The sequence below is a fragment of the Stakelama portus genome (assembly GCF_003171655.1).
Lineage (GTDB): Bacteria > Pseudomonadota > Alphaproteobacteria > Sphingomonadales > Sphingomonadaceae > Sphingomonas > Sphingomonas portus.
The window spans coordinates 359397-385147 of sequence record NZ_QFZL01000003.1; the positions used below are offsets into that span (position 1 = coordinate 359397).

At 65.8% G+C, this 25751-nt stretch carries 29 protein-coding genes; 15 read left to right on the top strand and 14 right to left on the bottom strand.

The window, feature by feature from the left end; all coding sequences use genetic code 11:
- Position 1: 1 nt before the first annotated feature.
- From motA to DKB74_RS10335, 12 genes are all read right to left on the bottom strand, one after another.
- Positions 2–865, bottom strand: coding sequence for a flagellar motor stator protein MotA (gene motA, locus DKB74_RS10280; protein WP_109808041.1), 864 nt, complete (start codon positions 863–865; stop codon positions 2–4).
- 100 nt (positions 866–965) lie between these two features.
- Positions 966–1856: a flagellar hook-associated protein FlgL gene (gene flgL, locus DKB74_RS10285; protein ID WP_145960947.1), complete on the bottom strand. Its 891-nt coding sequence runs from the start codon at positions 1854–1856 to the stop codon at positions 966–968.
- Between the two features lie 8 nt (positions 1857–1864).
- Complete coding sequence (flgK, locus tag DKB74_RS10290) at positions 1865–3199, bottom strand: flagellar hook-associated protein FlgK (protein ID WP_109808043.1); 1335 nt, start codon at positions 3197–3199, stop codon at positions 1865–1867.
- Positions 3196–3549: a rod-binding protein gene (locus DKB74_RS18940; protein WP_109808044.1), complete on the bottom strand. Its 354-nt coding sequence runs from the start codon at positions 3547–3549 to the stop codon at positions 3196–3198. Before DKB74_RS18940 ends, flgK begins: the two co-directional genes overlap by 4 nt.
- Entirely contained in the window at positions 3546–4640 is a 1095-nt protein-coding gene (locus tag DKB74_RS10300) for a flagellar basal body P-ring protein FlgI (RefSeq protein WP_109808278.1), read from the bottom strand. Before DKB74_RS10300 ends, DKB74_RS18940 begins: the two co-directional genes overlap by 4 nt.
- A gap of 17 nt (positions 4641–4657) precedes the next feature.
- Positions 4658–5362 carry a flagellar basal body L-ring protein FlgH gene (locus DKB74_RS10305; protein ID WP_109808045.1) on the bottom strand — a complete coding sequence of 235 codons (705 nt, stop codon included), beginning with the start codon at positions 5360–5362 and terminating at the stop codon, positions 4658–4660.
- 1 nt (position 5363) lies between these two features.
- Complete coding sequence (gene flgG, locus DKB74_RS10310) at positions 5364–6152, bottom strand: flagellar basal-body rod protein FlgG (protein WP_109808046.1); 789 nt, start codon at positions 6150–6152, stop codon at positions 5364–5366.
- Positions 6153–6166: 14 nt separating this feature from the next.
- Entirely contained in the window at positions 6167–6910 is a 744-nt protein-coding gene (gene flgF / locus DKB74_RS10315) for a flagellar basal-body rod protein FlgF (protein WP_109808047.1), read from the bottom strand.
- A 23-nt stretch (positions 6911–6933) separates the two neighbouring features.
- Positions 6934–8229 (bottom strand): flagellar hook protein FlgE, encoded by a 1296-nt coding sequence (locus tag DKB74_RS10320; protein WP_109808048.1) that lies wholly within the window; start codon positions 8227–8229, stop codon positions 6934–6936.
- A 26-nt stretch (positions 8230–8255) separates the two neighbouring features.
- On the bottom strand, positions 8256–8945 hold the full coding sequence (locus DKB74_RS10325) for a flagellar hook assembly protein FlgD (protein ID WP_109808049.1): 690 nt from the start codon (positions 8943–8945) through the stop codon (positions 8256–8258).
- A gap of 2 nt (positions 8946–8947) precedes the next feature.
- Positions 8948–9361 (bottom strand): flagellar basal body rod protein FlgC, encoded by a 414-nt coding sequence (gene flgC, locus DKB74_RS10330; RefSeq protein ID WP_109808050.1) that lies wholly within the window; start codon positions 9359–9361, stop codon positions 8948–8950.
- Between the two features lie 3 nt (positions 9362–9364).
- Positions 9365–9715 (bottom strand): flagellar basal body rod protein FlgB, encoded by a 351-nt coding sequence (locus DKB74_RS10335; RefSeq protein WP_109808051.1) that lies wholly within the window; start codon positions 9713–9715, stop codon positions 9365–9367.
- A 211-nt stretch (positions 9716–9926) separates the two neighbouring features.
- Between DKB74_RS10335 and DKB74_RS10340 the strand changes: the two genes are divergently transcribed.
- The 8 genes from DKB74_RS10340 to DKB74_RS10375 all read left to right on the top strand — a co-directional run bounded on the left by DKB74_RS10340 (position 9927) and on the right by DKB74_RS10375 (position 16363).
- Complete coding sequence (locus DKB74_RS10340) at positions 9927–10598, top strand: motility protein A (RefSeq protein WP_109808279.1); 672 nt, start codon at positions 9927–9929, stop codon at positions 10596–10598.
- On the top strand, positions 10595–11146 hold the full coding sequence (locus tag DKB74_RS10345; RefSeq protein ID WP_109808052.1) for an OmpA family protein: 552 nt from the start codon (positions 10595–10597) through the stop codon (positions 11144–11146). The genes DKB74_RS10340 and DKB74_RS10345 overlap by 4 nt, the downstream gene beginning before the upstream one ends.
- 35 nt (positions 11147–11181) lie before the next feature.
- Positions 11182–11721, top strand: a complete 540-nt coding sequence (locus tag DKB74_RS10350; RefSeq protein WP_239987462.1) for a flagella basal body P-ring formation protein FlgA — start codon at positions 11182–11184, stop codon at positions 11719–11721.
- Positions 11722–11795: 74 nt separating this feature from the next.
- Positions 11796–12095 (top strand): flagellar biosynthesis anti-sigma factor FlgM, encoded by a 300-nt coding sequence (locus tag DKB74_RS10355; protein WP_109808053.1) that lies wholly within the window; start codon positions 11796–11798, stop codon positions 12093–12095.
- Positions 12082–12393, top strand: coding sequence for a flagellar protein FlgN (locus DKB74_RS10360; RefSeq protein ID WP_109808054.1), 312 nt, complete (start codon positions 12082–12084; stop codon positions 12391–12393). Before DKB74_RS10355 ends, DKB74_RS10360 begins: the two co-directional genes overlap by 14 nt.
- Positions 12394–12592: 199 nt before the next feature.
- Positions 12593–13507, top strand: coding sequence for a lysozyme family protein (locus DKB74_RS10365; protein ID WP_109808055.1), 915 nt, complete (start codon positions 12593–12595; stop codon positions 13505–13507).
- Positions 13508–13511: 4 nt separating this feature from the next.
- Positions 13512–15596, top strand: a complete 2085-nt coding sequence (flhA, locus tag DKB74_RS10370; RefSeq protein WP_193504418.1) for a flagellar biosynthesis protein FlhA — start codon at positions 13512–13514, stop codon at positions 15594–15596.
- 29 nt (positions 15597–15625) lie between these two features.
- Positions 15626–16363 (top strand): sigma-70 family RNA polymerase sigma factor, encoded by a 738-nt coding sequence (locus DKB74_RS10375; RefSeq protein ID WP_239987463.1) that lies wholly within the window; start codon positions 15626–15628, stop codon positions 16361–16363.
- A gap of 12 nt (positions 16364–16375) precedes the next feature.
- Here the strand turns inward: DKB74_RS10375 and DKB74_RS10380 are convergent, their stop codons facing one another.
- Together DKB74_RS10380 and DKB74_RS10385 are read right to left on the bottom strand one after the other, a co-directional pair.
- On the bottom strand, positions 16376–17272 hold the full coding sequence (locus DKB74_RS10380; RefSeq protein ID WP_109808057.1) for a retropepsin-like aspartic protease: 897 nt from the start codon (positions 17270–17272) through the stop codon (positions 16376–16378).
- A 250-nt stretch (positions 17273–17522) separates the two neighbouring features.
- Entirely contained in the window at positions 17523–18662 is a 1140-nt protein-coding gene (locus DKB74_RS10385; RefSeq protein WP_109808058.1) for a flagellin N-terminal helical domain-containing protein, read from the bottom strand.
- Positions 18663–18900: 238 nt separating this feature from the next.
- Here DKB74_RS10385 and DKB74_RS10390 point away from each other — a divergent pair, with 238 nt between their 5' ends.
- From DKB74_RS10390 to DKB74_RS10420, 7 genes are read left to right on the top strand one after another with little or no spacing between them, the layout of a single operon-like run.
- Positions 18901–20166, top strand: coding sequence for a sigma-54 interaction domain-containing protein (locus DKB74_RS10390; RefSeq protein ID WP_109808059.1), 1266 nt, complete (start codon positions 18901–18903; stop codon positions 20164–20166).
- Complete coding sequence (gene fliE, locus DKB74_RS10395) at positions 20163–20516, top strand: flagellar hook-basal body complex protein FliE (protein ID WP_109808060.1); 354 nt, start codon at positions 20163–20165, stop codon at positions 20514–20516. Before DKB74_RS10390 ends, fliE begins: the two co-directional genes overlap by 4 nt.
- A 3-nt stretch (positions 20517–20519) precedes the next feature.
- The gene (gene fliF, locus DKB74_RS10400) at positions 20520–22220 is read left to right on the top strand and encodes a flagellar basal-body MS-ring/collar protein FliF (protein ID WP_109808061.1); all 1701 of its coding nucleotides are present in this window, start codon (positions 20520–20522) and stop codon (positions 22218–22220) included.
- On the top strand, positions 22217–23230 hold the full coding sequence (fliG, locus tag DKB74_RS10405; RefSeq protein ID WP_109808062.1) for a flagellar motor switch protein FliG: 1014 nt from the start codon (positions 22217–22219) through the stop codon (positions 23228–23230). Before fliF ends, fliG begins: the two co-directional genes overlap by 4 nt.
- Positions 23223–23972, top strand: a complete 750-nt coding sequence (locus DKB74_RS10410; protein WP_109808063.1) for a FliH/SctL family protein — start codon at positions 23223–23225, stop codon at positions 23970–23972. Before fliG ends, DKB74_RS10410 begins: the two co-directional genes overlap by 8 nt.
- Positions 23966–25297 (top strand): FliI/YscN family ATPase, encoded by a 1332-nt coding sequence (locus DKB74_RS10415; RefSeq protein WP_109808064.1) that lies wholly within the window; start codon positions 23966–23968, stop codon positions 25295–25297. Before DKB74_RS10410 ends, DKB74_RS10415 begins: the two co-directional genes overlap by 7 nt.
- Positions 25290–25721: a hypothetical protein gene (locus DKB74_RS10420; protein WP_109808065.1), complete on the top strand. Its 432-nt coding sequence runs from the start codon at positions 25290–25292 to the stop codon at positions 25719–25721. The genes DKB74_RS10415 and DKB74_RS10420 overlap by 8 nt, the downstream gene beginning before the upstream one ends.
- Positions 25722–25751 lie beyond the last annotated feature (30 nt).

Sequence of the window (25751 nt, forward strand, 5' to 3'; positions counted from 1 at the left end):
ATCATCGACCGCGCAATCCGTCGAACACTTCGCCGAATGCCGGCTGGTTCGAATGGGCGATGCCCGACCGTGCGGCTTCGATCACCAAAGGCTGCGGATGGCCGTGGAGCGAGGCAATGATGATCTGCTTCACCGTGTGATAGATTGCCGCATCGGCATCGATCACCTGCTGCAGCCGGGTGGCGAGCGGCCCGACGATGCCATAGGCGAGCAGCACGCCCATGAAGGTGCCGACCAGTGCCGACCCGATCATCCCGCCCAATATGCTCGGCGGCTTGTCGATCGAACCCATTGTCTTGACCACGCCCAGCACGGCGGCGACGATGCCGAGCGCGGGCAGGGCATCGGACAGCGACTGGAGCGTCGTCTGCGGCCCCTGAACCTCGTGATGGTGAGTCTTGATGGTGTTATCCATCACTTCCTCGACCGCATGCACGTCGAGCGTGCCCGACGACACGACGACGAGCCGCAGCGTATCGGCGATCAGATTGACCAGCGTCTTGTCGGCAAGCAGGCGCGGATATTCGGCGAAGATGGCGGAAGACTGCGGATCCTCGACATGCGGTTCGAGCGCGATCGGCCCTTCGGTACGCAGCATCTTCATCAGTTTCGACACGAGGAAGATCGTGTCGAGATAATCCTGTTTCTTGTATTTGGGGCCCTTGAGCACCTTGACCACGCCGCCGCCCAGCGCCTTCAGCTCCTTGGTCGAATTGCCGATGATCAGCGCGCCGACCGCGGCGCCGCCGATGATCAGCATTTCGTGCGGAATCGCTTCGAGCACGGGGCCAAGCGCGCCGCCGGTGATCGTGAAACCACCGAAGACCATGACCAGCAGGACGACAAGACCGATCAGCGGAAACATGACGTTATCGATATCCCCCCTTGGCCTGGAAAAGGCTCCCCGAACCCAGAACGGCCGGAGCGCGGAAAACTTGCGGCAAAACTGGTTACCGTGCCGCTAATCACCGCAGATAATCGAACAGCGACAGCGAAGTGAGCTTGGTGAAGCTCGATTGCGTGGCGTCGAGCACGGTCAGCGTCTTCTGAAGTTCGGCGATCGCCGCCGTCATATCGACTTCCTCGAGCGCGCTGCGGCTTTCGGTTCGCGTCGTCGCGGCAGTATCGAATCGCTCGGCGACATAATCGAGCCGGATCGCGCGCGCGCCGACCGAGGCGCGCGTCGCACCGACGCTGGACAGCGCGTCGCCGATGGCGTCCGCTGCCTGGCCGATTGCGCCGGTATCGCCTGCCTGAAGCGCGGAGGCCAGCGCCGCGAGCGCGCCGAACGCGCCATCGCCATCGCTGCCGAAGACCCGCGCGCCGCTGACGCTTGCCTGAACCGAATCGCCGTTGCCGATCGGGATCGCCGCCGGTTCCCCCGAACCGGCGAAGCGGATCGTGCCATCGTCCTGCTTCACATAGGCAGTATCGCCCGTCGCCCCGGCAAAGAGCGGCTGGCCACGGACATCGGTCTGATTGGCGAGCGAGAAAAGCTCGTCGACGACGCCGTCGAGCTCTGCCGAAATCGCCGCGCGATCGGTTTCGTTCAGCGTGTCGCTCGCGGCCTGCAGCGCGAGTTCCTGTGCGTGCTGCAATTGTTTTTCGACGCCGGACAGCGCGACATCGGTTTCGCCCAGGATCGTCTGGGCAAGATCGACATTGGCGGCGTCGGCCTTGGCATTGGCGCCGTCGCGATCGAGCGTCTGGATGCGCCGCCATGCGGTGGCATCGTCGGACGGCGCGTCGACGCGCTTGTTGGTCGCGATCTGTGTCTGCAGCCGATTGGCGTCGATCGACAGGCCGGTGATCTGCGACGTGGCGTGGCTGTAGAGCTGGTTGGTCGAAATGCGCATCGCCGTGCTCACTGGATATTGAGGATGGATTGCAGCGTTTCGCGCGCCACCTGGATGACGCGGCTCGACGCCTGATAGGCCTGCTGGAACCGGATAAGGTCGACCGCTTCCTCGTCCAGATTGACGCCGCTTACCGAATCGCGGGCGGCAACCGCGCTGTCGTGGATCGCGGTCTGGGCGTCGGCCACGGTGCGGCGTGCGGAAAGCGCCGTGGCGTTGGCGGTCACGGCATCGGCGATGCGCCCTTCGGCATTGGTGGTGCTGCGCAGCGCCTCCAGATTGGCGAGGTTGCTGTTGTCGCGCGTTCCACCGCCCGGGGCGGCCGCCGCGATTCCGCGTGGATCGGTGAGCGCGAGACTCATCTGCGACGGCGGATCGCCTGCTTCGAACATCGGTGCGCCCGACATGCCGTCGAGCCCGATGCCCTGCGCTTGCACGCCATTGACGCCTTCGGTCACGGCAGTGGCGACGGCGTCGAGTTCGGCCCGGGCGTCGGCGATGCGCTGAGCCCCTTCGATCGTCCCGGCGAGCGTGCCGCCGCGCGCGACCATCGCCTGGGTTCCGGCATGGTTGTGCACGGCAAGCGAAACCGCGCCCGCTTCGTTGCGCAGATAGGTGACGCCGCCATGGCTCTCGCCCTGGACGAGCATCGGCCCGTCGCTGCCGCCCGCCAGAACATTGGCGCGTCCGAAGCCGTCGAGCGTGACGGTGACATCGGTGATCGCGCTCATTTGTTCGAGCAGCTGATCGCGCTGATCGAGCAGAGTCGCCTGTCCCGCGCCGCCCGAAGCGGCGCGCGAGAGGCCGGCATTGACCTTGGCAAGCCCTTCGGCGAGCTGGTTGAGCTGAGTCACCGCGGCTTCGGCGCTGGCGTCGAGATCGGTCGCGGCGGCGTCCAGCGCCTTGCCGGTCGCGTTGAAGGCGCTGGCGAGCGATGCGGCGGATTCGAGCATCACCGCGCGCGGCGCGATGGCCGAAGGATCGGCGGCGACGCTTTTCCCGGCGTTGAAAAAAACAGTCAGCTGATCGGACAGGCCATTGTCGGCGAGCGCATTTTCGATCCGCTCGAGCCAGGTGGCGCTGGTTTCGGTCTTGGCGAGATCGGCGCTCGCGTTGCGCACGGTGCCTGCGCGCGCGTCGTCGCCCATGCGCGCGACGCCGGTTACCACCACGCCCGCGCCGCTGCCGGTGCGCGCGGTGGTCGCGATGCTGACTTCGGACATGGCGGTGGTGCGGCGGGTATAGCCCGCGCTGCCCGCATTGGCGATATTGTCGGACGTGGTGCCGATCGCCGCCTGATAGGCGCGCACGCCGCTGGCGCCGATCGAAAGCAGGTCGCTCATCCGCCGGTGCTTTCGTCATTGCCGGCCGGGGCGGCGGCATCGCCGCTGCCCACGCCGCGCGCGAGGAATTCGGTCATTGCCTTGCCGATGCCCATCGGCGTGTTCACCGACATGGATTTGGCGAGCTGATCGTCCTGCATGTCGCGAAACTGGTCGAGCGCCTTGCTGTCGAACAGGCCGTCGCCCAGCTTGGCCTTGCGCATCGAGCTGAGCATCATCTTGGTGAAGATCGCTTCGAAACGCTGGCCCGCCGCTTCCAGATTATCCTTGTTCTGAAGGCGCGACGTATCGCTGGCGGACCCGGCGGTCCCCGCGATTGCGCCGGTCGGGGATGCGACCGCGCCGGTCACAGGATCACCAGTTCGGCGTCGAGCGCGCCGGCTTCCTTGAGCGCCTGAAGGATCGCGACGAGATCGCCCGGCGAAGCGCCGATCGCGTTCACCGCCTTGACGATATCGGCAAGGTTCGCGCCGCCGTCGAGGATGAACATCGGGCGGCGTTCCTCATGCACGCCCACCGAGCTTTGCTCTTCGGTGGTCGTCTGGCCACGGCTGAACGGCGCGGGCTGGCTGACGCGCGGGGCCTCGTCGATCCGCACGGTCAGGCTGCCGTGCGAGACGGCGGCGGGTCGGACCCGCACCGCCGAATTGATCACCACCGTGCCGGTGCGCGCATTGACGATGACGCGCGCCGCGGCTTCGGCCGCCTGGACCGGCAGATTTTCGATCTCGCTGATCATCGCCGCGCGGATGTCTGCGCCGGGAGGTGCGATCACCGCGACCGAAACGGCATCGACCGCGCGGGCACGGTTATCGCCGAAATGGAAGTTGATCGCGTCCGCGACATGCTGGGCCGTAGTGAAATCGGCGCGCGAAAGGTTGAAGGTCAGATAGGGTGCGGTGTCGAACCCGGTTTCCACCGTCCGTTCGACGCTCGCCCCTTCGGGAATGCGGCCGGAGGAGGGGATGTTGACGACGACCGAGGATCCGTCGCGCCCCTCCGCGCCCAGACCGCCGACGACCAGACCGCCCTGCGCCATCGCATAGATGTTGCCGTCGGCGCCGAGCAGCGGGGTCAGCACCAGTGTGCCGCCGCGCAGGCTCTTGGCCTTGCCGAGCGCCGAGACCGTGACGTCGAGCCGCTGGCCGGGCTTGGCAAAGGCAGGCAGTTCGGCAGTGATCACCACTGCCGCTGCATTTTTGAGCGCGGGATTGACGCCCGGCGGCAATTCGAGCCCGAAGCGCGATGCCACGCCCCGCATCGACTGGACGGTATATTCCAGATTGTCGTCGCCCGTGCCCGGCAGACCGACGACGATGCCGTATCCGGTCAGCTGGTTGGCGCGAATGCCCTGAAAGCCGCCGAGATCCTTCACGCGCTGCGCGGCGGCGGGCTGAACCGCGACGAACAGCGCGAAAAGCGCGAGAAGAATGCGAATCATGACGCGATGCTCCATCGTCAGAAGGGGCTGATGATCTGGAAGAACCGGCTCAGCCAGCCCTGACGGCTGGACCGGGCGAGATCGCCCTTGCCGGTGTAGGAAATCTGGGCGTCGGCGACGCGCGTCGATGCCACCTGATTATATTGGTTGACGTCGGCGGTGCGGATGATGCCGCTGATCGTGATATATTCGTCGCCGCGGTTGAGCGTCAGCCGCTTTTCGCCGCGCACCAGCATCGTGCCGTTGCCATAGACTTCGGCGATGGTGACGGTGATTTCGCCCGACAGCTGGTTCGCCTGGCTGGCGGTGCCGCCGCCGTTGAACCCGCGATTGCTGCTGACCGTGGCGTCGGTGGCGCTGAACAGCGACAGCGCGCCGGTGGTCGGCGGCAGGATCGAAAAGCCGCCGGTGCTGTCGTAATCGGTCCCCTGCGACTTGGTCGCCTGAGTCCGTTCGACCAGCACGATCGTCACCGGATCGCCGACGCGGCGCGCGCGATTGCCTTCGTAAAGCGCGGCATAGCCCTGGCTCGCCTGAAAGATGCCGCCATTGGCCGCGACCGGCATCGGCGCGACCGGCGCGGTGGGCGCATATTCGCGCACCTGTTCGCGGTCGCGGTCGCGATCGCGGCGCTGGGCGTCGGCGGGCGTGACCGTGGCGGCGGCGATGACCACCGCCAGCGCGCCCGTGGCGAGACCGGCGAGGAATTTGGCGCTGCGCATATCAGATGTTCTGGTTGACATATTTCAGCATCTCATCGGTGGCGGAGATCATCTTCGAATTGACTTCGTAGGCGCGCTGCGTCTCGATCATGTCGACCAGTTCCTCGACGACATTGACGTTCGACCCTTCGAGCATGCCCTGGCGGATCATGCCGCGGCCTTCCTCGCCCGCCGCGCCCAGACTGGCGGCACCCGAAGCCGCGCTTTCAACGAGATAATTGTCGCCGACTGCGCGCAGCCCCGCCGAATTGGGGAAGCTGGCGATCTGGATCTGGCCCAGATCGCTCGATTCGCTTTGTCCGGCGAGCGTCGCCGAAACGGTGCCGTCGGTGCCGATGGTGATCGACGTGGCGGTTTCCGGGATCGTGATGCCGGGCATCACCTGATAGCCTTCGGAAGTCACCAGCTGGCCCTGGCTGTCGCGCGAGAAATTGCCGGCGCGGGTATAGCCGAGCTGACCGCCCGGCATCTGCACCTGAAAATAGCCATTGCCGTCGAGCGCGACATCGAGCGCGTTGCCCGTCGTCTGAAACTCGCCCTGCGTGTCGATCCGGGCAGTGCCCTGAATACGCACGCCGGTGCCCAGGTTGATGCCGGTGGCATATTTGGTTTCGGCGGTGCTCGACGCGCCCGGCGCAGTCACCACCTGATAGGCGAGCGTCTGAAACGAGGCGCGGTCGCGCTTGTAGGCAGTGGTGTTGACGTTCGCGAGGTTGTTCGAGATCACGCGCATGCGCATGTCCTGCGCGTCGAGCCCGGTGCGGGCGATATGGAGTGCTGCAGAACCCATTTGGTAAAACTCCCTTAGCCGGGCATCCGCATCAGCGATGCGGTGCTTTCATCCATCTGCTTGGCTTCTTTCAGCAGATTGGCCTGAACTTCGTAGGCGCGCTGGTTCTCGATCATGTCGACCAGCGCTTGCGTCAGATTGACGTTGGATTGTTCGAGCGAACCGGAGCGCACGGTCGCATCCAGGTCTTCCGGCAGCACGCCGCCGCCCTTCACATGCAACAGATTGTCCAGCCCCTTGACGGTGTTCGACCCTTGCGTGCTCACCAGCTTGATCTTGTCGATCTGCTGGGGCTGGTCGGGATCGCCGCCGGGCGGGACGATCGAAACCGTGCCGTCGGCTGCGATGCTGATCGATTCATGGGGCGGCACGGTGATGGGCCCCCCCGAGCCCATCACCGGGAAACCGTCGCCGGTTTCCAAAACGCCCGAGGCAGCGACGGAAAGATCGCCGCGCCGCGTATAGGCCTCGGCCCCGTCGGTCGCCTGCACCGCGATCCAGCTGTCGGTGGTCACGGCAACGTCGAGCGGATTGTCGGTCTGGAGCATCGCACCGGGGCCGCGATCGGAATCGTGCACGCTGGCCGATGCCAGCTGGCGCGTGTCGAGGCCCGAACCCGTCAGCATCATCCGGTCGAACGACACCCGGTCGGCGCGATAGCCGATGGTCGATGCGTTCGCGATGTTGTTGGCAATCGCCGCCTGCGCCTGCATCTGGCTGCGCAGGCCCGAAAGCGCCGTATAGACGAGCCGGTCCATGGCCTATTCCTTCCCCGCCTGCATCAGCCGCGGATGTTGAAGATGGTCTGCGAAATCTGATTGGCGGTATCGAGCGCCTTGGCGTTCGCCTGGAAATTCTGCTGCGCCGCAATCAGGTTCACCAGCTCTTCGGTGATGTCGACGTTCGACTGTTCGATCGCACCCGACATCAGCGACCCGAAGCCGTTGGCGCCCGGCTCGCCGAGCCGTGCCTCGCCCGAAATCCCGGTCGCGGCCCAGGTCGAATCACCCAGCTGGCGCAGGCCCGACGGATTGGTGAAATTGGCGAGCACCACCTTGCCCAGCGGCTGGGTATCGCCGTTGGAGAAGCTGGCAGTGACGGTGCCGTCTTCGCCGATGGTGATGCCTTCGAACTGGCCGACGGCATTGCCGTCCTGGCTGCGCGAATCGACCGAGAAAGCGGCGCTCAGCTGAGTGGTGGACGAACCGAAATCGAGCGTCAGCGGCTGTTCGCTGGTCGACCCGGCCGGCGTGAACCCGCTGAAGGTGGTGGCGGCGGTCGGCGCGAGCATCTTGCCCTTGGCGTCGAATTCGAGCGAAATCGCGCCGTCGTCCGATGCGCCCGGATCGAGCTGCTGGTCGCCGACGAAGCTGTACACTTTCCAGCTGCTGGTGCCGTCGTCGCCGGTCGCGGCGGTCTGGCGGACGAAATAATTCGTCATCGTCAGTGCGTTGCCGTTGGCGTCGTAGATCGTCGTCTGGGTCGACTGGTTATAGGTCGCCGGATCGAAGCGATCGAAGGCATAGGGATTGTCGGCGTCGAAGGCGGCGCTTTCCGACGGAATCGCCGAATTTGCCGACAGGTTCATCGTCAGCGCGACATTTTCGGTCGCCTGCGGCGATCCGCTGGTCTGCGGCACCTTGAGCGCGATGGTCGAATCGAGGCCGGTCGCGACGACCGTGCCCGAACCGTCGACGGGATAGACCTGCAGCTTGTTGCCCTGCGAATCGACGATATTGCGGTCGCTGTCGACCGAGAAGCTGCCGTTGCGCGTGAACATCACGTCGTTGCCGGCCGATTTGACCGCGAAGAACCCGTCGCCGGCGATCGCCAGGTCGAGCGAGGAGGTCGACTGGGTGTATCCGCCCGCGCTGAACTGCTGGCGGATCGATTTCACGACCGTGCCCGATCCGCTGATCTGATTGGGATTCGAGCTGGCGGTCGATGCGATCACGTCGGAAAACAACGTGGTCGAGCGCTTGAAGCCGTTGGTCGAGACGTTCGCAAGGTTGTGCGAGATCGTCCCCATATTGGTTTGCGCGGCCTGAAGTCCGCTCAGCGAGGTGTAGAAGGACATATATTCTGCTCCTTGGAAAGGCGGGTTCAGCCGACCTTGACGACGTCGTCGGGCGACGTCTGGCCGATGCCGGGAAGGTTGAGGACGGGCTTGCCGTCGCTGTCGAACGACACCGACTGGACCGGCGCCCAGACCAGAGTCTGTGCCGAAACCGATTTGCCGTCGGCATTCTGGGCGCTGACCGCGATGGTGAAGGGGCCGTTGCCCGCCGCTTCGCCGCTGTCGGTGCTGCCGTCCCATTCGAAATCGAGCGTGCCGGCTTCCTGCGCGCCCAGCGACACGGTCTTGAGCGTGGTGCCGTCGGCGTTGGAAATCTTGACTTCGACATTGCTGGCGTCGTCGCCGAGCAGGATCGTTCCGCCCAGCGTGCCGTCGGTGCGCGGAAAGGCAGTGTCGCCTTGCACCAGCACCGTCGATCCGACCCAGGACAGCAGGTCCGACGTCGTCGTCCCGCCCAGCTTTTGCGCGATCGCGCTCAGCGTGGCGTTCATTTCGGTGATGCCCGACAGGCTGGAGAATTGCGCCATCTGGGCAACCATCTGGTTGTTGTCCATCGGCTCGAACGGATCCTGATTGCGCAGCTGCGCGGTCATCAGCGTCAGGAAATCATCCTGTCCCATCGACGCGTTGTTCTTCGTCGTCGTGGTCGGCGCGGTGTTCGCGCCATAGCGGCTGATGCCCAGGTTAGAGAGGGTGGTGTCGAATGCGCTCGCCATGATCAGCTGCCCAGCTTGATCGTGTTGAGGATCAGATCCTTGGCGGTCTGAAGCACTTCGACATTGTTCTGATAGTTGCGTGCAGTTTCCATCATATCGATCAGCTCCGCGCTTTCATCGACGCCGCTTTCCCAGACATTGCCGTCGGCATCGGCCAGGGGATTGCCGGGATCGTAGCGTTTGGTGGGTTCGGTTCCGGCGGTGACGACCTGTTCGACATCGACGGTCGCGACGCCGGCGGCGGCATCGTCGAAATGAGTGCGGAACACCGGCTTGATCGGGCGATAGGCTTCGCCCGGGCTGGAAGCGACGGTGCCGGCATTGGCGAGATTCGATGCCGTGGTGTTCAGGCGCACGAGCTGCGCCGACATCGCCCGGCCCGAAATCTGGAATATCGAAAGCGGCTGGCCGTTCATGGCTTATTCTCCCCGCAAGGCGCGCGTGATGGTGCTGATCCGCCCGTTCAGGAACGACAGCGTCGTCTGATAAGCGACGGCATTTTCGGCGAAGGCGGTCTGTTCGGTGGCCAGCTCGACGGTGTTGCCGTCCTGCGAAGGCTGCAGCGGCACGCGATAGAGCGTCGCCTGGTCTATCGCCGCGTCGCTGGTGCCGCCCGCGTCGATCGAGCGCATCGCCGCGCTGAAATCGATGTCGCGTGCCTTGTATCCCGGGGTCGAGGCATTGGCGATGTTCGACGCCAGCACGCCCATGCGCTGTGAACGCACGGTCAGTGCTGCTCCATGCACACCGAAAAGGCCGTCATTTCCCATCGTGCTTCTCCCGCACAAAAACTCGCACGCATCCCAGCAAGGGGCGTGCCAATTTGCGCGAAGCGGCGGCGCGGCGGTGGAAAACCGGCCTTCCGGCAAGGCGGCGGCAAGATTTTGCCGGGCGGCGGCAAGCCCCTGCCGCACCGATGCGCGCGGCGGCGGCGGCGGGCGGGCAGGCGGCATTTGGCCCGACGCTTGCAATCCTGCGGGCATGGAAACGACAGTCGCCGCGCAGCTTGCGCCCTTTATCGATCCGCTTGCCCTGACCATTGTCGGTGGGGGCACGCTGCTCGCCATGATCCTGCGCACGCCGGTGCGCGATTTCCTGCGCGGGATTGCGGCGCTGCGCATATTGCCGCGCCGGGCATTCCGTGCCGATCCGGGGCTGGCACAGATCGGCGCGCTGGCGCGGATCGTGCGCCGCCACGGGGTGATCGCACTCGACAAGGCAGTGATCGCCGATGCCGATATCGCGGCGGCGGCGGCCGCGATCGTCGACGGGGCCGGCCCGGACGATGTCCGCGATCTGCTCGATACACGCGCCGCCGAGCGCGCCGAGCGCCACCGCGCCGCCGCCGACCTGTGGAGCGGGGCCGCCGAAGCCGCGCCGGCAATGGGGATGATCGGCACGCTGGTGGGGCTGGTGAAGATGTTCACGACGATGAACGACCCCAATGCCATTGGCGGGGCGATGGCGGTCGCGCTGCTCACCACGCTCTATGGTGCGGTGCTGGCCAGCCTGGTTGCCTTGCCGATCGCCAACCGGCTGCGCCGCCATGCACGCCAGGAAATGCGCGAGCGCGCGCGGCTGACGACGCCGCTTGCAGAACTCGCAGCGATCGAACCGCCGCGCCGCATGACGATCCGGGAAGTCGCGGCATGACAGCCGATATCGCCGATGAGGATGCGCCGTCCGGTCGCCCGGTCTGGCTGACGACGCTTGCCGATCTTGGCCTGCTGCTCGTCGGCTTTTTCGTGTTTCTCCAGGCCAACCAGTCGCTCGACCATCGCGCGATGGCCGCCGCTATGCGCGCTGCATTCGATGGACCGGCGGTGCAGGAAACCGAAATGCCGGTGGCGATCGCTGCTGCGGTGGGTTTTCCGGCCGGTTCGGCGGTGTCGCGCGAGACCGGAGCGCTGGTCGCCTGGGCACGCGAAGCTGCGCGCGACCCGCGCACGCGCCTTACTGTGACGGGAGAAACCGATGGCAGCGCCGCCGATGTCGATCCCGCGACCGGCAGCGCGGCGATCCTGGCCGCCGATCGCGCCCGCGCGGTTGCGGCGCTGCTGGTGCGGAGTGGCGCTGTCGCGCCCAATCGGATCGCCGTGGCGACCGGCGAGGGGCGTCGCCGGGTGGTCGCGACGCTGGGATATGCCGGGAAGGTGGCCGAAGATTGCGACACCGCGCGCAACCGGCACGCAACTTGCTGAAACAACGGACGATGCTTTTTTTGAAGGAGATGGCCATGCACCGCCTTGTGATGCTCTCGGCCCCGGCTCTGCTGATGGCGGCACCCGCCGCCGCGCAGACTTTTCAGTCGACCCAGACGCTCGACACGATCGTGGCGCAATTCACCGGCAGCGCGATCGGCCAGCCGGGCGGCGCGCGCACGGCGGTTGACAGCCGCCTGCGGCTTGCCGCCTGCGCCGCGCCGCAGCTCAGCTGGCGCACCGATGCACAGGACGCCGTGGTGGTGCGGTGCATGACGCCGGTGTGGCGCATCTTCGTGCCGGTCAACGCGCTGCCCCAGGCGCCCGAGGCGGCGTTGGTCGGCGCGGTTGCGGCGGCGACACCGCCCGCGCCGGTCGAACCCGTCATTCGCCGCGGCGATCCGATCACGATCGAAGTCGGCACCGGCAGCTTTTCGATCTCGCGCGATGGAATCGCGATGGGCGATGCGCGTCCGGGCGAACGGCTGTTGGTGCGCGTGGAGGAGCGGAAGCCGCCGATCCAGGCCGTGGCGCTGGAAAGCGGGCGCGCGACGTTGCCCGGATGGGCACGATAATTTTTCGCTAAAGATGTGACGCAGCCTGTCGTTCATGGCTGTGAGAACATCTTTTTGGATGAGGAACGGCGGAGATGGTGGATCCCATCGGCATCAGAAACGGAACGGCAATCGACCGTCGCTCTGCGCCGGTCGGTCCTGCCGATCCCGTTGCGGCGGCACGCAAGCTCGCCAATCGCGACAGCGAAGCCGCTGAGGCACCTGCCGCGACATTGCTTTCGCGGGCGATGGCCGCGAAGCCGCCGGTCGATTCCGAACGCGTCGCCGAAATCCGCCGTGCAGTGGCAAGCGGGAATTTCCCGCTCGTCCCGTCGACGATCGCGGATCGGTTGCTGGCGCTCAAGATGAATTGGGATTCCAATGAACAGGCGTGACGCACTGATTGCCGTGATCGAGGCGCTGCATGCCGAAATCGCTGCGCTGAAAGCGAGCGACGTTGCCGCGCTGGAGACCGCCACCAAGGCGAAGCTGGCCGGTATCGAAGCGGCGGCGCGGCACGATGGGGAACCGGCGGACGCGGAAATCCGCGATCTGGCGGGCGAGGCGCATCGCCTCAACGAAACCTGCCGTATCTATGTCAATCTGATGGCGGCAAATGTTCGCCGCCGCCTGCAAATTCTTTCCGGTGCGGCAAACCCCGCTTATGGGCGCGGCGCGACCTACGCGGCCTGAGCGCCGGATTTTCCTGCAGAACTCCGAAATTTTCAGCATTTCGAGGCGCTTTTTCGTCGCATGCTTGCGGCGTGCGGGAGCAAAGCGCGCTCTGCCGCGCGGTTCGCGGATCGCCCGTTTCAGAAAATCGCCGAACTCCGAATAACTGGCACGGTCCTTGCTGATTTGTCCCTGAACCAGACACTGGGATCAGGGGTCGATGGAACTCGCTTCGGTCGGAAACAGGACGGACGTACAGACGGCGATCGCGAATGCGAGCTGCCGGACCGGCGTCGACTTCACCTATCTGCTCGGCCAGGCGCAGGTCGAAAGCGGCATGCGCCCCGATGCGCGTGCACCGACGTCGAGCGCGTCGGGCCTGTATCAGTTCATCGAACAAAGCTGGCTGGCGGTCGTCAAGCAACATGGCGAGGAGCATGGGCTCGGCTGGGCGGCGGACAGCATCCGCCAGACACAGGGCGGGCGCTATATCGTTGCCGACGGTGCGACGCGCCAGGCCATCCTCGATCTGCGCAACGATCCGCAGACCGCCGCGCTGATGGCGGCCGAACACGCCGCCGATAACAAGCAATCGCTCGAAGGGTCGCTAGGTCGCTCGGTCACCGGCACCGATCTCTATATGGCGCATTTTCTGGGACTGGGCGGAGCGCGCAATTTCCTGACCGCGATGGACGCTTCGCCCGACCGGTCGGGCGCGGCGATGTTCCCGGCCGCCGCGCGCGCCAATCGCAACATCTTCTACGCGCCCGATGGCCAGCCGCGCACGCTGGCGCAAATCTATTCCGGCTTTTCCGACAAGCTCGATCGCGGCGTCGCCGCCGTGGGTGGCAGCGGCGTGGCTTCGGCGCCGTTCGCCATGCCGGGCGAACAGCTCGCCGGGGGCGGCAGCGTGATCTACGGCAACGGCGCCGGCGCGGACGAAAGCGCCTGGGTCCAGGCGGCGATGGACCGGTTCGGTATCGCCGGCGGCACGGCCGATACTGGCCTTGCCGATGCCGCCGCGCCCAATGCCGGGTTCGGCACTTTCAACACCGGAATGCGCCTCAATCCCCTGCGTCCGACGCCGGAGACCGCGCACCTCGCCTATCTGATGCTCGCGAGCCTGGGGGCCTGACTGAATGCAAGCTTTGCGTATTTCACCGCGTATCATGGTGCCCTCGCTTCGCAATTTCGCGCTGCCGCTGGCTATATTGACGCTGGTCGTGCTGATGGTGCTGCCGATCCCGGCGTTCCTGCTCGACCTGTTCTTCGTCACCAACATCATGATCAGCCTTGCCGTGCTGATGGTGGCGCTGAACGCGCAAAAGCCGCTCGATTTCTCGTCCTTTCCGACGGTGCTGCTGTTCGCCACGCTGTTCCGGCTTGGCCTCAACGTCGCTTCGACGCGCGTCGTGCTGGTCCACGGTCATGAAGGCGAAGCCGCCGCCGGCATGGTCATCCAGGCGTTCGGCGATTTCCTGATCGGCGGCGATTATATCGTCGGCCTGTTTGTTTTCGCGATCCTGATCATCATCAACATGATCGTGGTGACCAAGGGCGCGGGCCGCGTGTCCGAAGTGTCGGCGCGCTTCACGCTCGATGCGTTGCCGGGCAAGCAGATGGCGATCGATGCCGATCTCAATGCCGGGCTGATCACGCCCGACGAAGCGCGCGCGCGCCGCGCCGAAGTCGCGACCGAAGCCGATTTCTATGGCGCGATGGACGGTTCGTCGAAATTCGTGAAGGGCGACGCGATTGCGGGCCTGCTGATCCTGGGCGTCAACATCATCGGCGGCCTGATCCTGGGCGTCGCTTCGCACGGCATGGCGGTGGGCGATGCCGCGCATACCTATGTCCTGCTTGCGATCGGCGACGCGCTGGTCGCGCAGCTGCCGTCGCTGATGCTGTCGATCGCGGCGGCCGCGATCGTCACGCGTGTTACGTCCAGCCACGATCTTGCCGGCCAGATCGGCAGCCAGTTCGGCAGCCACCGCACCTGGATGCCGGTTTCGGCGATCCTGACGCTGTTGGGCGTCATGCCGGGCATGCCGCATTTCGTGATCCTGCCGCTTGCCGCCGGGTCGGGCTATGCGGCCTGGCGCCTGTACCGAAACGCCCAGCGCCCGCCCGAACCCGAGGCTGTGGTGGAGGAACCCAAGGATCTGTCGCGGATCGGATGGGAAGAAGTCACCGACAATATGCAGGTGATGCTCGATATCGGCTATGGCCTGGTGCCGCTGGTCGACGAGCGTCGCGGGGGGCCGCTGATGGGGCGGATCACCGGCGTGCGCCGCCAGCTTTCCAAGGAACTGGGCTTCGTCGTGCCGCAGGTGCGGGTCCGCGACGACATCAACCTTGGCCCCTATACCTATCGCATCGTCGTCGGCGGCGTGGTGATCGGCGAAGACAGCGTCTCGCCCGACGAGATGCTGGCGCTCGATACCGGTCAGGCGGTCGGCGATCTCGACGGCAAGCCGGTCAAGGACCCGACCTTCGGCCTGGACGCGGTGTGGATTGCGCGGGGCGATGCCGATGCCGCCACTGGCGCGGGCTATCTGGTCGTCGATCCCGGCACGGTGGTGGCGACGCATCTCAACCAGTGCCTGTCGCAAAGCGCGAGCGACCTGCTCGGCCCCGACGAGGTCCAGTCGCTGCTCGACGGGCTCAAGGAACGGTCGGCACAGCTGGTGGCCTCGCTCAGCCCCAATCCGGTGCCGCTCACCACGCTGACGCAAGTGCTGCGCGGACTGCTGGCCGAGAATATCCCGCTCAAGGAATTCCGCCGCATCGCCGCCGCAATTGCCGTCGCCGCGCAGCGGACGCTCGATGCCGAGGAAATCATCGAGCTGATCCGGCCCGAGCTGGGCCCGCTGATCATCCAGCGCCTGTGCGGCGTGCGCGAACCGCTGCGGGTGATGACGCTCGAAGGGCAGCTCGAAGGGCTGCTGGGGCAGACGCTGCGCAACGATATGTCGCGACGCCATGCGATCGAACCCGATCTTGGCCGCCGCATCGTCGACGCGCTGACTCAGGCGGCCGGGCCGCTGGTCGCAGAGGCCAAGCCGTTCGCGCTGGTGGTGCAGCCGGCGATCCGCATCGCGATCCGCAAGCTGATCCGCACCGCGCTGCCCGACACGCCGGTGATGAGTTTCTTCGAGGTTCCCGAAGACAAGCCCGTCGAAGTCGTCGCCGTGATCGGCGCACCGGGAGCGCTGCCCGCATGACCGCCCAATCCAAGAGGAAAGACACCGCAATGTCGGCTGTTCCGGCCCAGTCTCCGCTTACCTATTCGCGCACCTCTTCGCCGGCGCGCGATACCGAATTGCTCGTGCAGCGGCATTTGCCGCTGGTGCGGCGGCTTGCCTGGCACGTTCACGGCACGATGAGCGCGCTCGTCGAAGTCGAGGATCTGATTCAGGTGGGGCTGGTCGCGCTGGTCGAGGCCGCCGGCGGGTTCGAGGATCGCGGGCAGGTAACCTTCGAACAATATCTCGTCACGCGGCTGCGCGGCGCGATGATCGACGAATTGCGCCGCCAGGCGACGACGACGCGCGGCGCGATGCGGCGCAGGCGCGCCTATAACGAAGCGGTCACGACATTGACCGACAGCCTGGATCGCACGCCGACCGACGAGGAAGTCGCGACGAAGCTGGGGGTGAGCGTCGAAAAGCTGCGCACCGAATATGTGACGGCAGAGGCAGTGCGATTCGATTCGATCGACGATGTCTATTCGGACGATGCGCCCTGGTTCATGTCCGACGAGCCCGACGCGTTCGACCAGCTGGCCGAGGCCGACCAGCGCGAGGCGCTGATCGCGGCGATCGGCGAGCTGCCCGAGCGCGAGCAGCTGGTGATCCAGCTTTATTATGTCGAGGAACTCAACCTTGAGGAGATCGGACAGGTGATCGGCGTTGGCGCCGCGCGAATCTGTCAGATCAAGAGCGCAGCGCATGCCCGGCTCAAAAAGGGACTGGCGCGGCGGCTGGGTTAGGCTTGCCCGACCTTACTGGTCCCCTTCAGGCAGCGAGCCCGGCGCCAGCACCCAGTTGCGGTTCGCCTCGGCGTCGATCACCAGCGTCAGCTTGCGCAGGATCGGCAGGCCGATATTGGCGATATCGCCGAGAAAGGTGACTTCGGGATTTTCGAGCACGACCGGACCGATCCGCACGGTCCCCCTGATCCGGCCGCCATAGACATCGCCTTCCTGGCTGATCGAGCGGAACCGGCCGACGACTTGGGCGGGATGCTCCAGCGGCACCTTGTCGATCATCGACAGCGGCAGGCTGAGCGCGCCGTCGAACCCGGTGTCGAAATGCGCCACCATCGTGCCGCCGTCGGGCATGACCATATGGACGGTGGGCAGCCCGTCGACATAATCGATCGGCGCCTCGGCGGGGCGGGTTGCCGCATCGCGTGCCGTCAGCACCGCGCGGCCGCTTGCCAGATCGAGATAGAGCAGGCTTTGGGTGAACGTCTCCGACGAGAAAATGCCCATCGCGTCGTTCCGGTCATATTCGACCGCGGCTGCATCGATGCTTCCGACCGGAAGGCCGCCGACCGTCAGTTCGCGCAGCGCGACACTGGGCAGGATGCGGACATGGCCGGTCGATCCGTCGACTTCCTGAACCTCGCCGATCCTTTCAAGCTTCAGGCGATCGACAAGCGACAGGTCGATCGTGTTGCCGTCCGACCCGGTATCGAACACCATCGGCAGCAAATCGCCGTCCCCCACCCGCATCATCACCAGGACCCGACCGGGCGACTGAAACAGTGTGATCTCGCCCGTGACGGGCAGATCGGAGCGGGCGGCTTCGGCAGGCTCGGTAACAGGCTGTGCGCTTGCCGGTGCGATACCGGCGAAGAACAGCACAGCCGCGCTGAGGGATGCGGCGGGAGACATGGATATCCTGTCGGAAAGGGCGCGATCGACGGCATCGCGCGGTTGCCGCCCGCACTATAACTACAACTGTAGTCGATGTGTCAATCGAGTCGATGACGCCGGTCGAACGGCGCTCGACTCTTGCGCGCGTCGACGCGCAAAAGCCCCGGCAGTCTTTCGACCGCCGGGGCCCGTTGCGCCTCCCGGAAAGCGGGAGTTGACCGGCCGGAGGTGCCTGTCAGGGGGGTGACACCCCCGGACCGGCACACGCTTACTGCAGGAGCTGCAGAACCGATTGCTTGCTCTGATTGGCCTGGGCCAGCATCGCGGTCGATGCCTGCGACAGGATCTGAGCCTTGGCGAGGTTCGCCGTTTCGACCGAGAAGTCGGCATCCTCGATGCGGCTGCGCGCATCGGTGAGGCTGGTGACGTTGTTGGTCAGGTTGGTCACCACCGAACCCAGACGGCTCTGTGCGGCGCCGATGCCGGCACGAACCGTATTCAGGCTGGTGAGGAAGGTGTCGACGATGCCCAGCGCCGAAGTGGCATTGGCAGCCGACGTAACGTCAAGGCCCGGCGTCGCAGCGACGGCTTCCACTGCTTCCTGCGCTTCGACGGCCGCCTTCGCTTCGACACCCGTCGTGGTGACGGTGTCCGCCGTGAGATAGATAACGTCATCGGCAGCCAGCGTATATTCCTGACCAGCGGTCGGCGAGCTGCCGCCGATCGTGCCGCTGTCTTCGTCATCCTGCGTGGCGGTGTAGGTCTTGCCGACGAAATCGTCGCCTTCCTTCACCGTGTAGGTGCCGTCGGCTGACATCTTTTCCTCATCGACGGCGTCGACGGCGTCCTGCGCTGCGACGGCTTCCTTGCCTTCGACACCAGCGACCGGATCGAAGCTCGACGTGTCGAGGTTGCCGATCGACAGGTTCACCGTCTGCGACGCCTTCGAACCGACCTGGATCGACAGGCTGACGCCGCTGCCGCCCTTGGCGGTGTCGAACAGCTTCACGCCGTTGAATTCGGCATCGCCCAGCGACTGTTTGATCTGCGCGGTAAGCTGCGTGACTTCCGCCTGAAGGTTCGTGCGGTCGCCGTCGGAATAGGTGCCCGAAGCCGACTGCACCGCCAGTTCGCGAATGCGCTGCAGCATGTTGCTGACTTCGCCCAGCGTACCTTCCGCCGTCTGTGCCAGCGAAATGCCGTCATTGGCGTTGCGGACCGCCTGGCTCATGCCGCGGATCGACGACGTCATCGACGAAACGATGGCCATGCCGGCCGCGTCGTCCTTGGAGCTGTTGATACGCTTGCCGGTCGACAGCCGCTCCATGGCCGTCTGCATCGTGGCGTTCGCACCGCTCGAAGCGTTGGCCGCCCGGATACTGGCAATATTGGTTCCGATAACTGTCATGTCCAATACTCCTCAAAGCTGGCGCCCCTCACTGCACCCCCCAACACGGGAGCCCGAGCCGCCACACCGAGGAACGGCAGGGTGAGGAGGGGATTAAGCAAAAAAATCGCCTCGCCCTCGCGCGCGCGCGCGTAGGTGCGCCCGGAAACTGCGGCGAAAAAATGCGGAAAATAATTTTAAGGTTTACGGCCTGTTTACCATTAACCCCCCAAAAAGTCGGTCCGAACAGGGGGGATCAATGGGATCGATTTTTCCGTCCGCAGCGGTGCTGCGACAGAAATACGCACTGGTGTCCGCGCTGCGGGCGCAGGGCTTCACCGTCAAATCCTTCGAAGCCGACAAGCCGTCGGCGGGCGACCTGTTTCTGGTCGTCGAAGGCGAAACGCCGCCGATCGCGGCGCGCACGCTGATCGTCGGATCGGATTGCAACGAAGCGATACCCTTTCACGACGGCAATCCCGCACGCGTCGGATGGACCGCCGATAACCACGCGATCGGTGTCGGCTTTGCCAGCGCGCTGTTGCGCGGCGCCAACGCGCCGGTTGCGTCGGACCCCGAAAGCCTGGCGCTGCTCGCACTTGCCGAGCGCATTGCCCAGTCGGACGTCACGGTCCTGATCAACGGCCCCACAGGCACGGGCAAGGAAGTGATGGCGAAGGCGATCCATCAGGCTTCGCCGCGCCGCGACGGCCCGTTCATCGCGGTCAATTGCGCCGCGCTTCCCGAAACCATGCTCGAAGCGATGCTGTTCGGCCATCACAAGGGCGCCTTTACCGGCGCTTCGGCGGCGGGGCAGGGATTTTTCCGCGCGGCCGAGGGCGGCACGCTGCTGCTCGACGAAATCGCCGAAATGCCGATCCAGCTTCAGGCCAAGCTGCTGCGCGCGCTGCAGGAACGCGAAGTCGTGCCGATCGGCGGCACGCTGCCCGAAAAAGTCGATGTCCGCGTGATCGCCTGCGCCAACCGCGACTTGCAGGACGAAGTCGAGGCGGGCCGGTTCCGCGCCGACCTTTATTATCGCCTGTCGGTGTTTCCGCTTGCCACCAAATCGCTGGCGGAACGCCCGGGCGACGTGGTGGCGCTCGCATCGGCGATGGTGCTGCGCCACGCCGCGGGCCGCGCCAAGCTGCCCTGGCTTGCCGACGACGCGATCGACGCGCTGATCGACCATGACTGGCCGGGCAATGTCCGCGAGCTGGAAAATGTGATCCAGCGGGCGATGCTGCTGACGATGGACGATGAAATCCGCGCTGAACATATCCTGTTCGACCGGCGTCCCGCCGCCGCGTCCGCGCCGCGGATCGCGAGCGACGACAGCCTGTCGAACATCGTTCAGATGTCCGAATTCCAGGCGATCCGCGAAACGCTCGCCGCCTGCAACGGCAGCCGGATCGAAACCGCGAAACGGCTCGGCATTTCCGAACGCACCCTGCGCTATCGCCTCGCCAAGGCGCGCGAACAGGGTGAGGATATCGACGCCATGCCGCACCGGGTGTCGGCATGAGCGGCGTTACCGGACCGATGAGCGTCGATCGCGTCATGGCGCTGCGGGCGCAGATCGTCGAACGCAATCAGGCGCTGTCGCGCGCGCAGCAGGCGACCTCCGCCGCGCCCGCCGCACAGGCCGAAGGCCCTGCCAGCTTTACCGACGTGTTCGAAGGCGCGGTGCGCAACGTCAACAATGCGCAGGCCCGCGCCGGCGAGCTTTCCGCCGCCTATGAGCGCGGCGAAACCGTCGACATCGCCAAGGTCATGCTGGCCCGTCAGGAAGCCTCGGTAGGCTTTGAAGCGACGATGCAGGTCCGCAACAAACTCCTGTCCGCTTACAAGGACATTATGAGCATGCCGGTCTAACCTATGAGCACGCCAGCAACCCAGCCGCAGCCCGCTGCGCCCGTCCAGGCGAACCCGCTTTCGGGCTTCGCCAATCCGCTCAATCAGATGAGCAGCATGGTGAGCCCTGCGCTGATCCGGCGCAGCCTGCCGCTCATTTTCCTCGTCGGTCTGGTGATCGCGGGGGCGATGGCATGGGCGGTGATCTCGACGCCGCCGCAGCGCGTGCTGTTCACCAATCTGGCGGATGGCGATCAGGCCGCCGTCGTTCAGGCGCTCGACGCCGCGGGCATCGATTCCGGGTTCGACGGCGCCGGTTCGATCACGGTCGCCGAAAGCGAATATCACAAGGCGCGGATGCTGCTCGCCAGCCAGGATCTGCCGCATGCGGCGCCGGGCGGCTATGCCATTCTCGACCAGCTTCCGCTCGGCGCCAGCCGCGCCGTCGAGGGCGAAAGGCTGCGTCAGGCCCGCGAAACCGAAATGGCGCGATCGATCACCGAACTCGATTCGGTGGCCGAGGCGCGCGTCCACCTTGCCATGCCCGAAGCTTCGGTATTCGTGCGCGACCATGCCGAACCTTCGGCATCGGTGATCGTCAAATTGCAGCCGGGGCGCTCACTTGGCGATGCGCAGGTGCGTTCGATCGTCAATCTGGTGGCGTCGTCGGTGCCGGGCATGAAGCCCGATGCCGTGACGATCGTCGATCAGCAGGGCGCCCTGCTCAGCCATGGCAGCGATGCCGACAAGGGTGGCAGCGCGGGCAATGAACGCATCGATTTCGAACGGCGCGTCGAAAACGACTATCGCGAAAAGCTGGTCCAGCTGCTGACGCCGATGCTCGGCGCCGGCAATTTCACGGCCGAAATTCAGGCCGATGTCGATCTGAACGAAAGCCAGGCGACGCGCGAAAGCTATGACCCCAGCGGCGCGTTGCGCGCCGAACAGGGCAATTGGACCGGCACGCCGGGCAACCGCAACGGTCAGGCGCCGGGCGGCATTCCCGGCGCATTGTCGAACACGCCGCCTGCCGATGCCACGCTTTCCGCGCCTGAAGGTCAGGGCGGGCAACAGGGTGCGGGCGGCGGTGCGCCGGGCGCCGACCCCAACGCCGTTGTCCGTCAGACCGACAGCTTCGCGCGCACCTATGACCTCGGCAAGGAAATCTCCGTCACGCGGCAGGTGCCGGGCAGCGTCCAGCGGCTTTCGGTCGCGGTCCTGTTGCGCGAAACCGACGGCAAGCCGCGCAGCGAAGCCGAAATGAACCAGATCACCGAACTGGTGCGTGCGGCGGTGGGATATGACCAGTCGCGCGGCGACAAGGTGACTGTCATCAGTCGCAAATTTTCCGAAGTGCCGGCCATGGAAACCGGCGCCGCCTGGTATGAGGCGGGCTGGGTGCCGCTGGTGGCGCGCCACGCCACGGCGCTGGTCATCGCGCTGCTCGTCCTGCTGCTCGGGGTGCGGCCGCTTGCAAAGGCGCTGCTCAAGAAGCGTGACGAAGGCGGCGCCCCGAACCGCCCGGCACTGGCGATGGGCGGGCATTATGGCGCGCCCGGCGAAGGCGGCGATCCCGCTGCGGTCGGTCCGCCGGTCAGCATCGAGGCGCTCGATCGCAGCGCCAGCTATGACGAGCGCGTCGGCGCGGTGCGCGGCTTTACCCGCGACAATCCGGCACGCGCGGCGCTCGCGGTGCGCGACATGATCCGGGCAGACGGCCAATGAACGTGCAGGCCCGCCATTTCACCGGCGTCGAGCGCGCCGCGGTGCTGATGATGCTGGTCGGCGAAGAGGAAGCGGCGTCGATCCTGCAGAAGCTCGATCCCGAGGAAGTCCGTTCGCTGGGCAAGGCGATGTTCGCCGTTGCCGATGTCAGCGAAATGGAAGTCGAACAGGTGCTCGACGATTTCGTCTATAAGGCGCGCGCGCGGACCGGCATCCGGTTCGATCCGGGTCCGCGGATCGAAGGTATGATGACCAAGGCGCTTGGTCCCGAACGCGCCGAAAGCGTGCTCGCGCGGATCATGCCGGCGCAGCAGCAATCGGGCATCGAACTGCTCGAATGGTTCGAACCCGATGAAATCGCATCGATGATCGAGACCGAGCATCCCCAGATCGCGGCGGTGCTGCTCGCCAATCTCGATCCCGATATCGCCGCCAAGGTGTTCGAGGCGCTGCCCGAAGCCGCGCAGCCCCAGATTTTGCGGCGCGTGGCACGGCTCGGGCCGGTGCCGCCGGATGCGATCGAGGAACTCAAGGCGATGCTTCAGACGCGCGCAGGCGCCCGCAAGAAGCCGACCGCCGGATTGCAGCTGGGCGGCACGCGCGAAGCGGCAAAGATCCTGTCGGGTGCGCGCAAGGCCACCGAAGCGCGGGTGATGCCGCGCCTTTCCAAGATCGACAAGAAAGTCGCCAAGGAAATCGAAGAGGCGATGTTCGTCTTCGACAATCTGCTCGATCTGGACGACAAGAATCTTTCGACCCTGATCCGCAGCATCGATGCCGATACGCTCGCCCGCGCGCTGAAGGGTGTCGAGGAAGACGATCGCAATCGCTTCCTGGGTTGCATGTCGAGCCGCGCGGCCGACGGCATTCGCGACGAGATGGAAGCGCGCGGCCAGATGAAGATGGCCGAAGTGCTCGACGCGCAGAAGGTGATGATCGGCATCGCCCGTGCGCTGGTGAAGGATGGCACGATCCAGATGCCGGGCGGTGAGGACGACGAATATGTCTGAGTTTGTCCCCGGATTCGCCAGCCGCCAGGTCGCGGCCGAAGTCGCGCTCGAACGCGCCTTTGCCGACACGGGCAATGGCGGATTTTCGCCGGGCGACGCGATGCGCATCGTCGGCCGTCCCGAAGCCGAGACCGAGCAGGACCCGGTTCAGCCGCGCCATTTCAGCCCGGCCAATCCCGGAACCAACCCGACCGAGGGATGGGATCCGTTCGACGGCGAAGTCCTGCCGCCGACATCGGAGCAGGCGGGCTTTTCCGATCCGATTGCCGATGCGCGGGAAAAGGGCTTTGCCGAGGGGCGCGCCGCCGCGCTTGCCGAAGCCGCCGCCACCCGGTCGCAGGAACTGGTGCTGCTCGAACAAGTGTCGCAATCGCTATCCGCAGGAACGCATTTCGATCGCGACCGGCTTGCCGCGCAGATCCGCCAGACCGTGCTCCATCTGGTGCGCAAGCTGGTGGGCGAACTGGGCATCGCGCCGGACATGCTCGCCGCGCGGATCGAAGCGGCAGTCGACATGCTTGCCGACAATGCCGAATCGGCGCTGCTGCGCGTGCATCCCGACGATGTCGCGCTGCTGTCGGGCCGATTGCCGCGCAATATCTTCCCGGTCGGCGATCCGCATATCGGACGCGGCAGCTTCGTCATCGAAAGCGCGTCGACCATTGTCGAGGACGGGCCCGATCTGTGGATCGAACAGCTGGCCGAAGCGATCGACCGGGTGCCGATACCGCCGTCATGCTGAACGATTTCTCCCACGAATATCTCGAAGGGCTCAACGTCGCCGATTTCGCGCCGAAGCCCAAGGTTTCGGGACGGCTAGCGTCCTATGACGGGCTGTTGATGGAGGCCGTCGGGTTGACCCTGCCGGTCGGAACCGTCTGTGCGGTCGGCGCGGCGGGAGGCGATCGGGTCGAAGCCGAAGTGATCGGGTTTCGTTCGGGCCGCACCTTGCTGATGAACCTGGGGGGGCCGGCGGCGCTGCTGCCCAATGCGCCGGTGCGCCCGATCGGCCCGCCGGGCGAAGCCGAAGTCGGCGCCGCGCTGCTGGGCCGCGTGGTCGATGGCGCGGGCAAGCCGATCGACGGGCTGGGCCCGATTCGCGGCGCTGGCCGCTGGCCGCTGGCGGGCAAGCTTCAATCGCCGCTCGATCGCGGGCGCGTGCTTCAGCCGATGGATGTCGGGGTCCGGGCGATCAACGGGCTGCTGACCATTGGACAGGGCCAGCGCGTCGGCATCATGGCCGGATCCGGCGTCGGCAAATCGGTGCTGCTCGGCATGATGGTGCGCGCGGCGCAGGCCGATGTGGTGGTGATCGGCCTGATCGGCGAACGCTCGCGCGAAGTCGCCGATTTTCTGGAAACCAAAGTGGCGGGCGAAGCGCGTGCGCGCTCGGTCGTCGTCGCGGTCCCGGCCAATCATTCCCCGGTGCTGCGCATTCGTGGCGCGTTGCGCGCCACGGCGATTGCCGAAAGCTTCCGCGCCGAGGGCAAGAAGGTCCTGCTGATCATGGACAGCCTGACCCGCGTCGCCCATGCCGGTCGCGAAATCGGACTGGCGCTGGGCGAACCGGCATCGGCGCGCGGCTATCCGCCCAGCGCCATTGCGATGCTGCCCAGCCTGATCGAGCGCGCGGGAACCTGTGTCAGCTCGGGCGGATCGATCACCGCGATCTATACCGTGCTTGCCGATGGCGATGATGGCAATGATCCGGTCGTCGACAGCGCGCGCTCGATCCTCGACGGCCATATCGTGCTGAGCCGGCAACTGGCCGAACGCGGTGTCTATCCCGCGATTGACCTGGGGCCTTCGGTAAGCCGCGTGATGACCGATATTGCGGGCAAGGAGCATATCCATGCCGCCCGCGTGCTGCGCCGTCACCTCGCCACCTATGAGGAAAATCGCGATCTGGTGCTGATGGGTGCCTATCGTGCCGGGGCCGATGCGGCGATCGACAACGCCATCGCCTGTCATCCGGCGATCCTGGAATATATCCGCCAGGACGCCGATACGAGCGTGTCGCTCGACGAGGCGATTGCGGAGCTGACCGGCGTGTTCGGCGATGGCTGACGCCAAAGCGCGGCGGCTCGACCGGCTCCACCGGGTCCGGTCGCTGCAGTTGCATCAGGTGCGCGCCGAGGAAGCCGAGGCGCGGATGCGCGTCGCCGAGGAAATGGCGATGCGCGAACGCATATTGAAACTGTCGCACAATGTCGCGCCCGCGCCTGCACCCGCGCCGATCGCCGCGACCAGCCTGATCGCCGCCGCGCATTTTCGCGAGCGGCTGCATCGCACCGCCGAAGCGTCCGACAAGCGGATCGAACAAGCCGAACAGGGGCTCGACGCCGCCCGCGTCGCGACGCGCGAGGCGAAGCGCGACCAGAATGCCGTCGAAAAGCTGATCGCACGCGAAGAGGCCGATGCGGCGCTGCGCGCGCTGCGCGAGCTGGAAAAACTGCCGCCAATCCGGCGAAAACGGCACGATCCTTGCTGAGTATCCGGTGACGTAACGTCACTGGGAGTT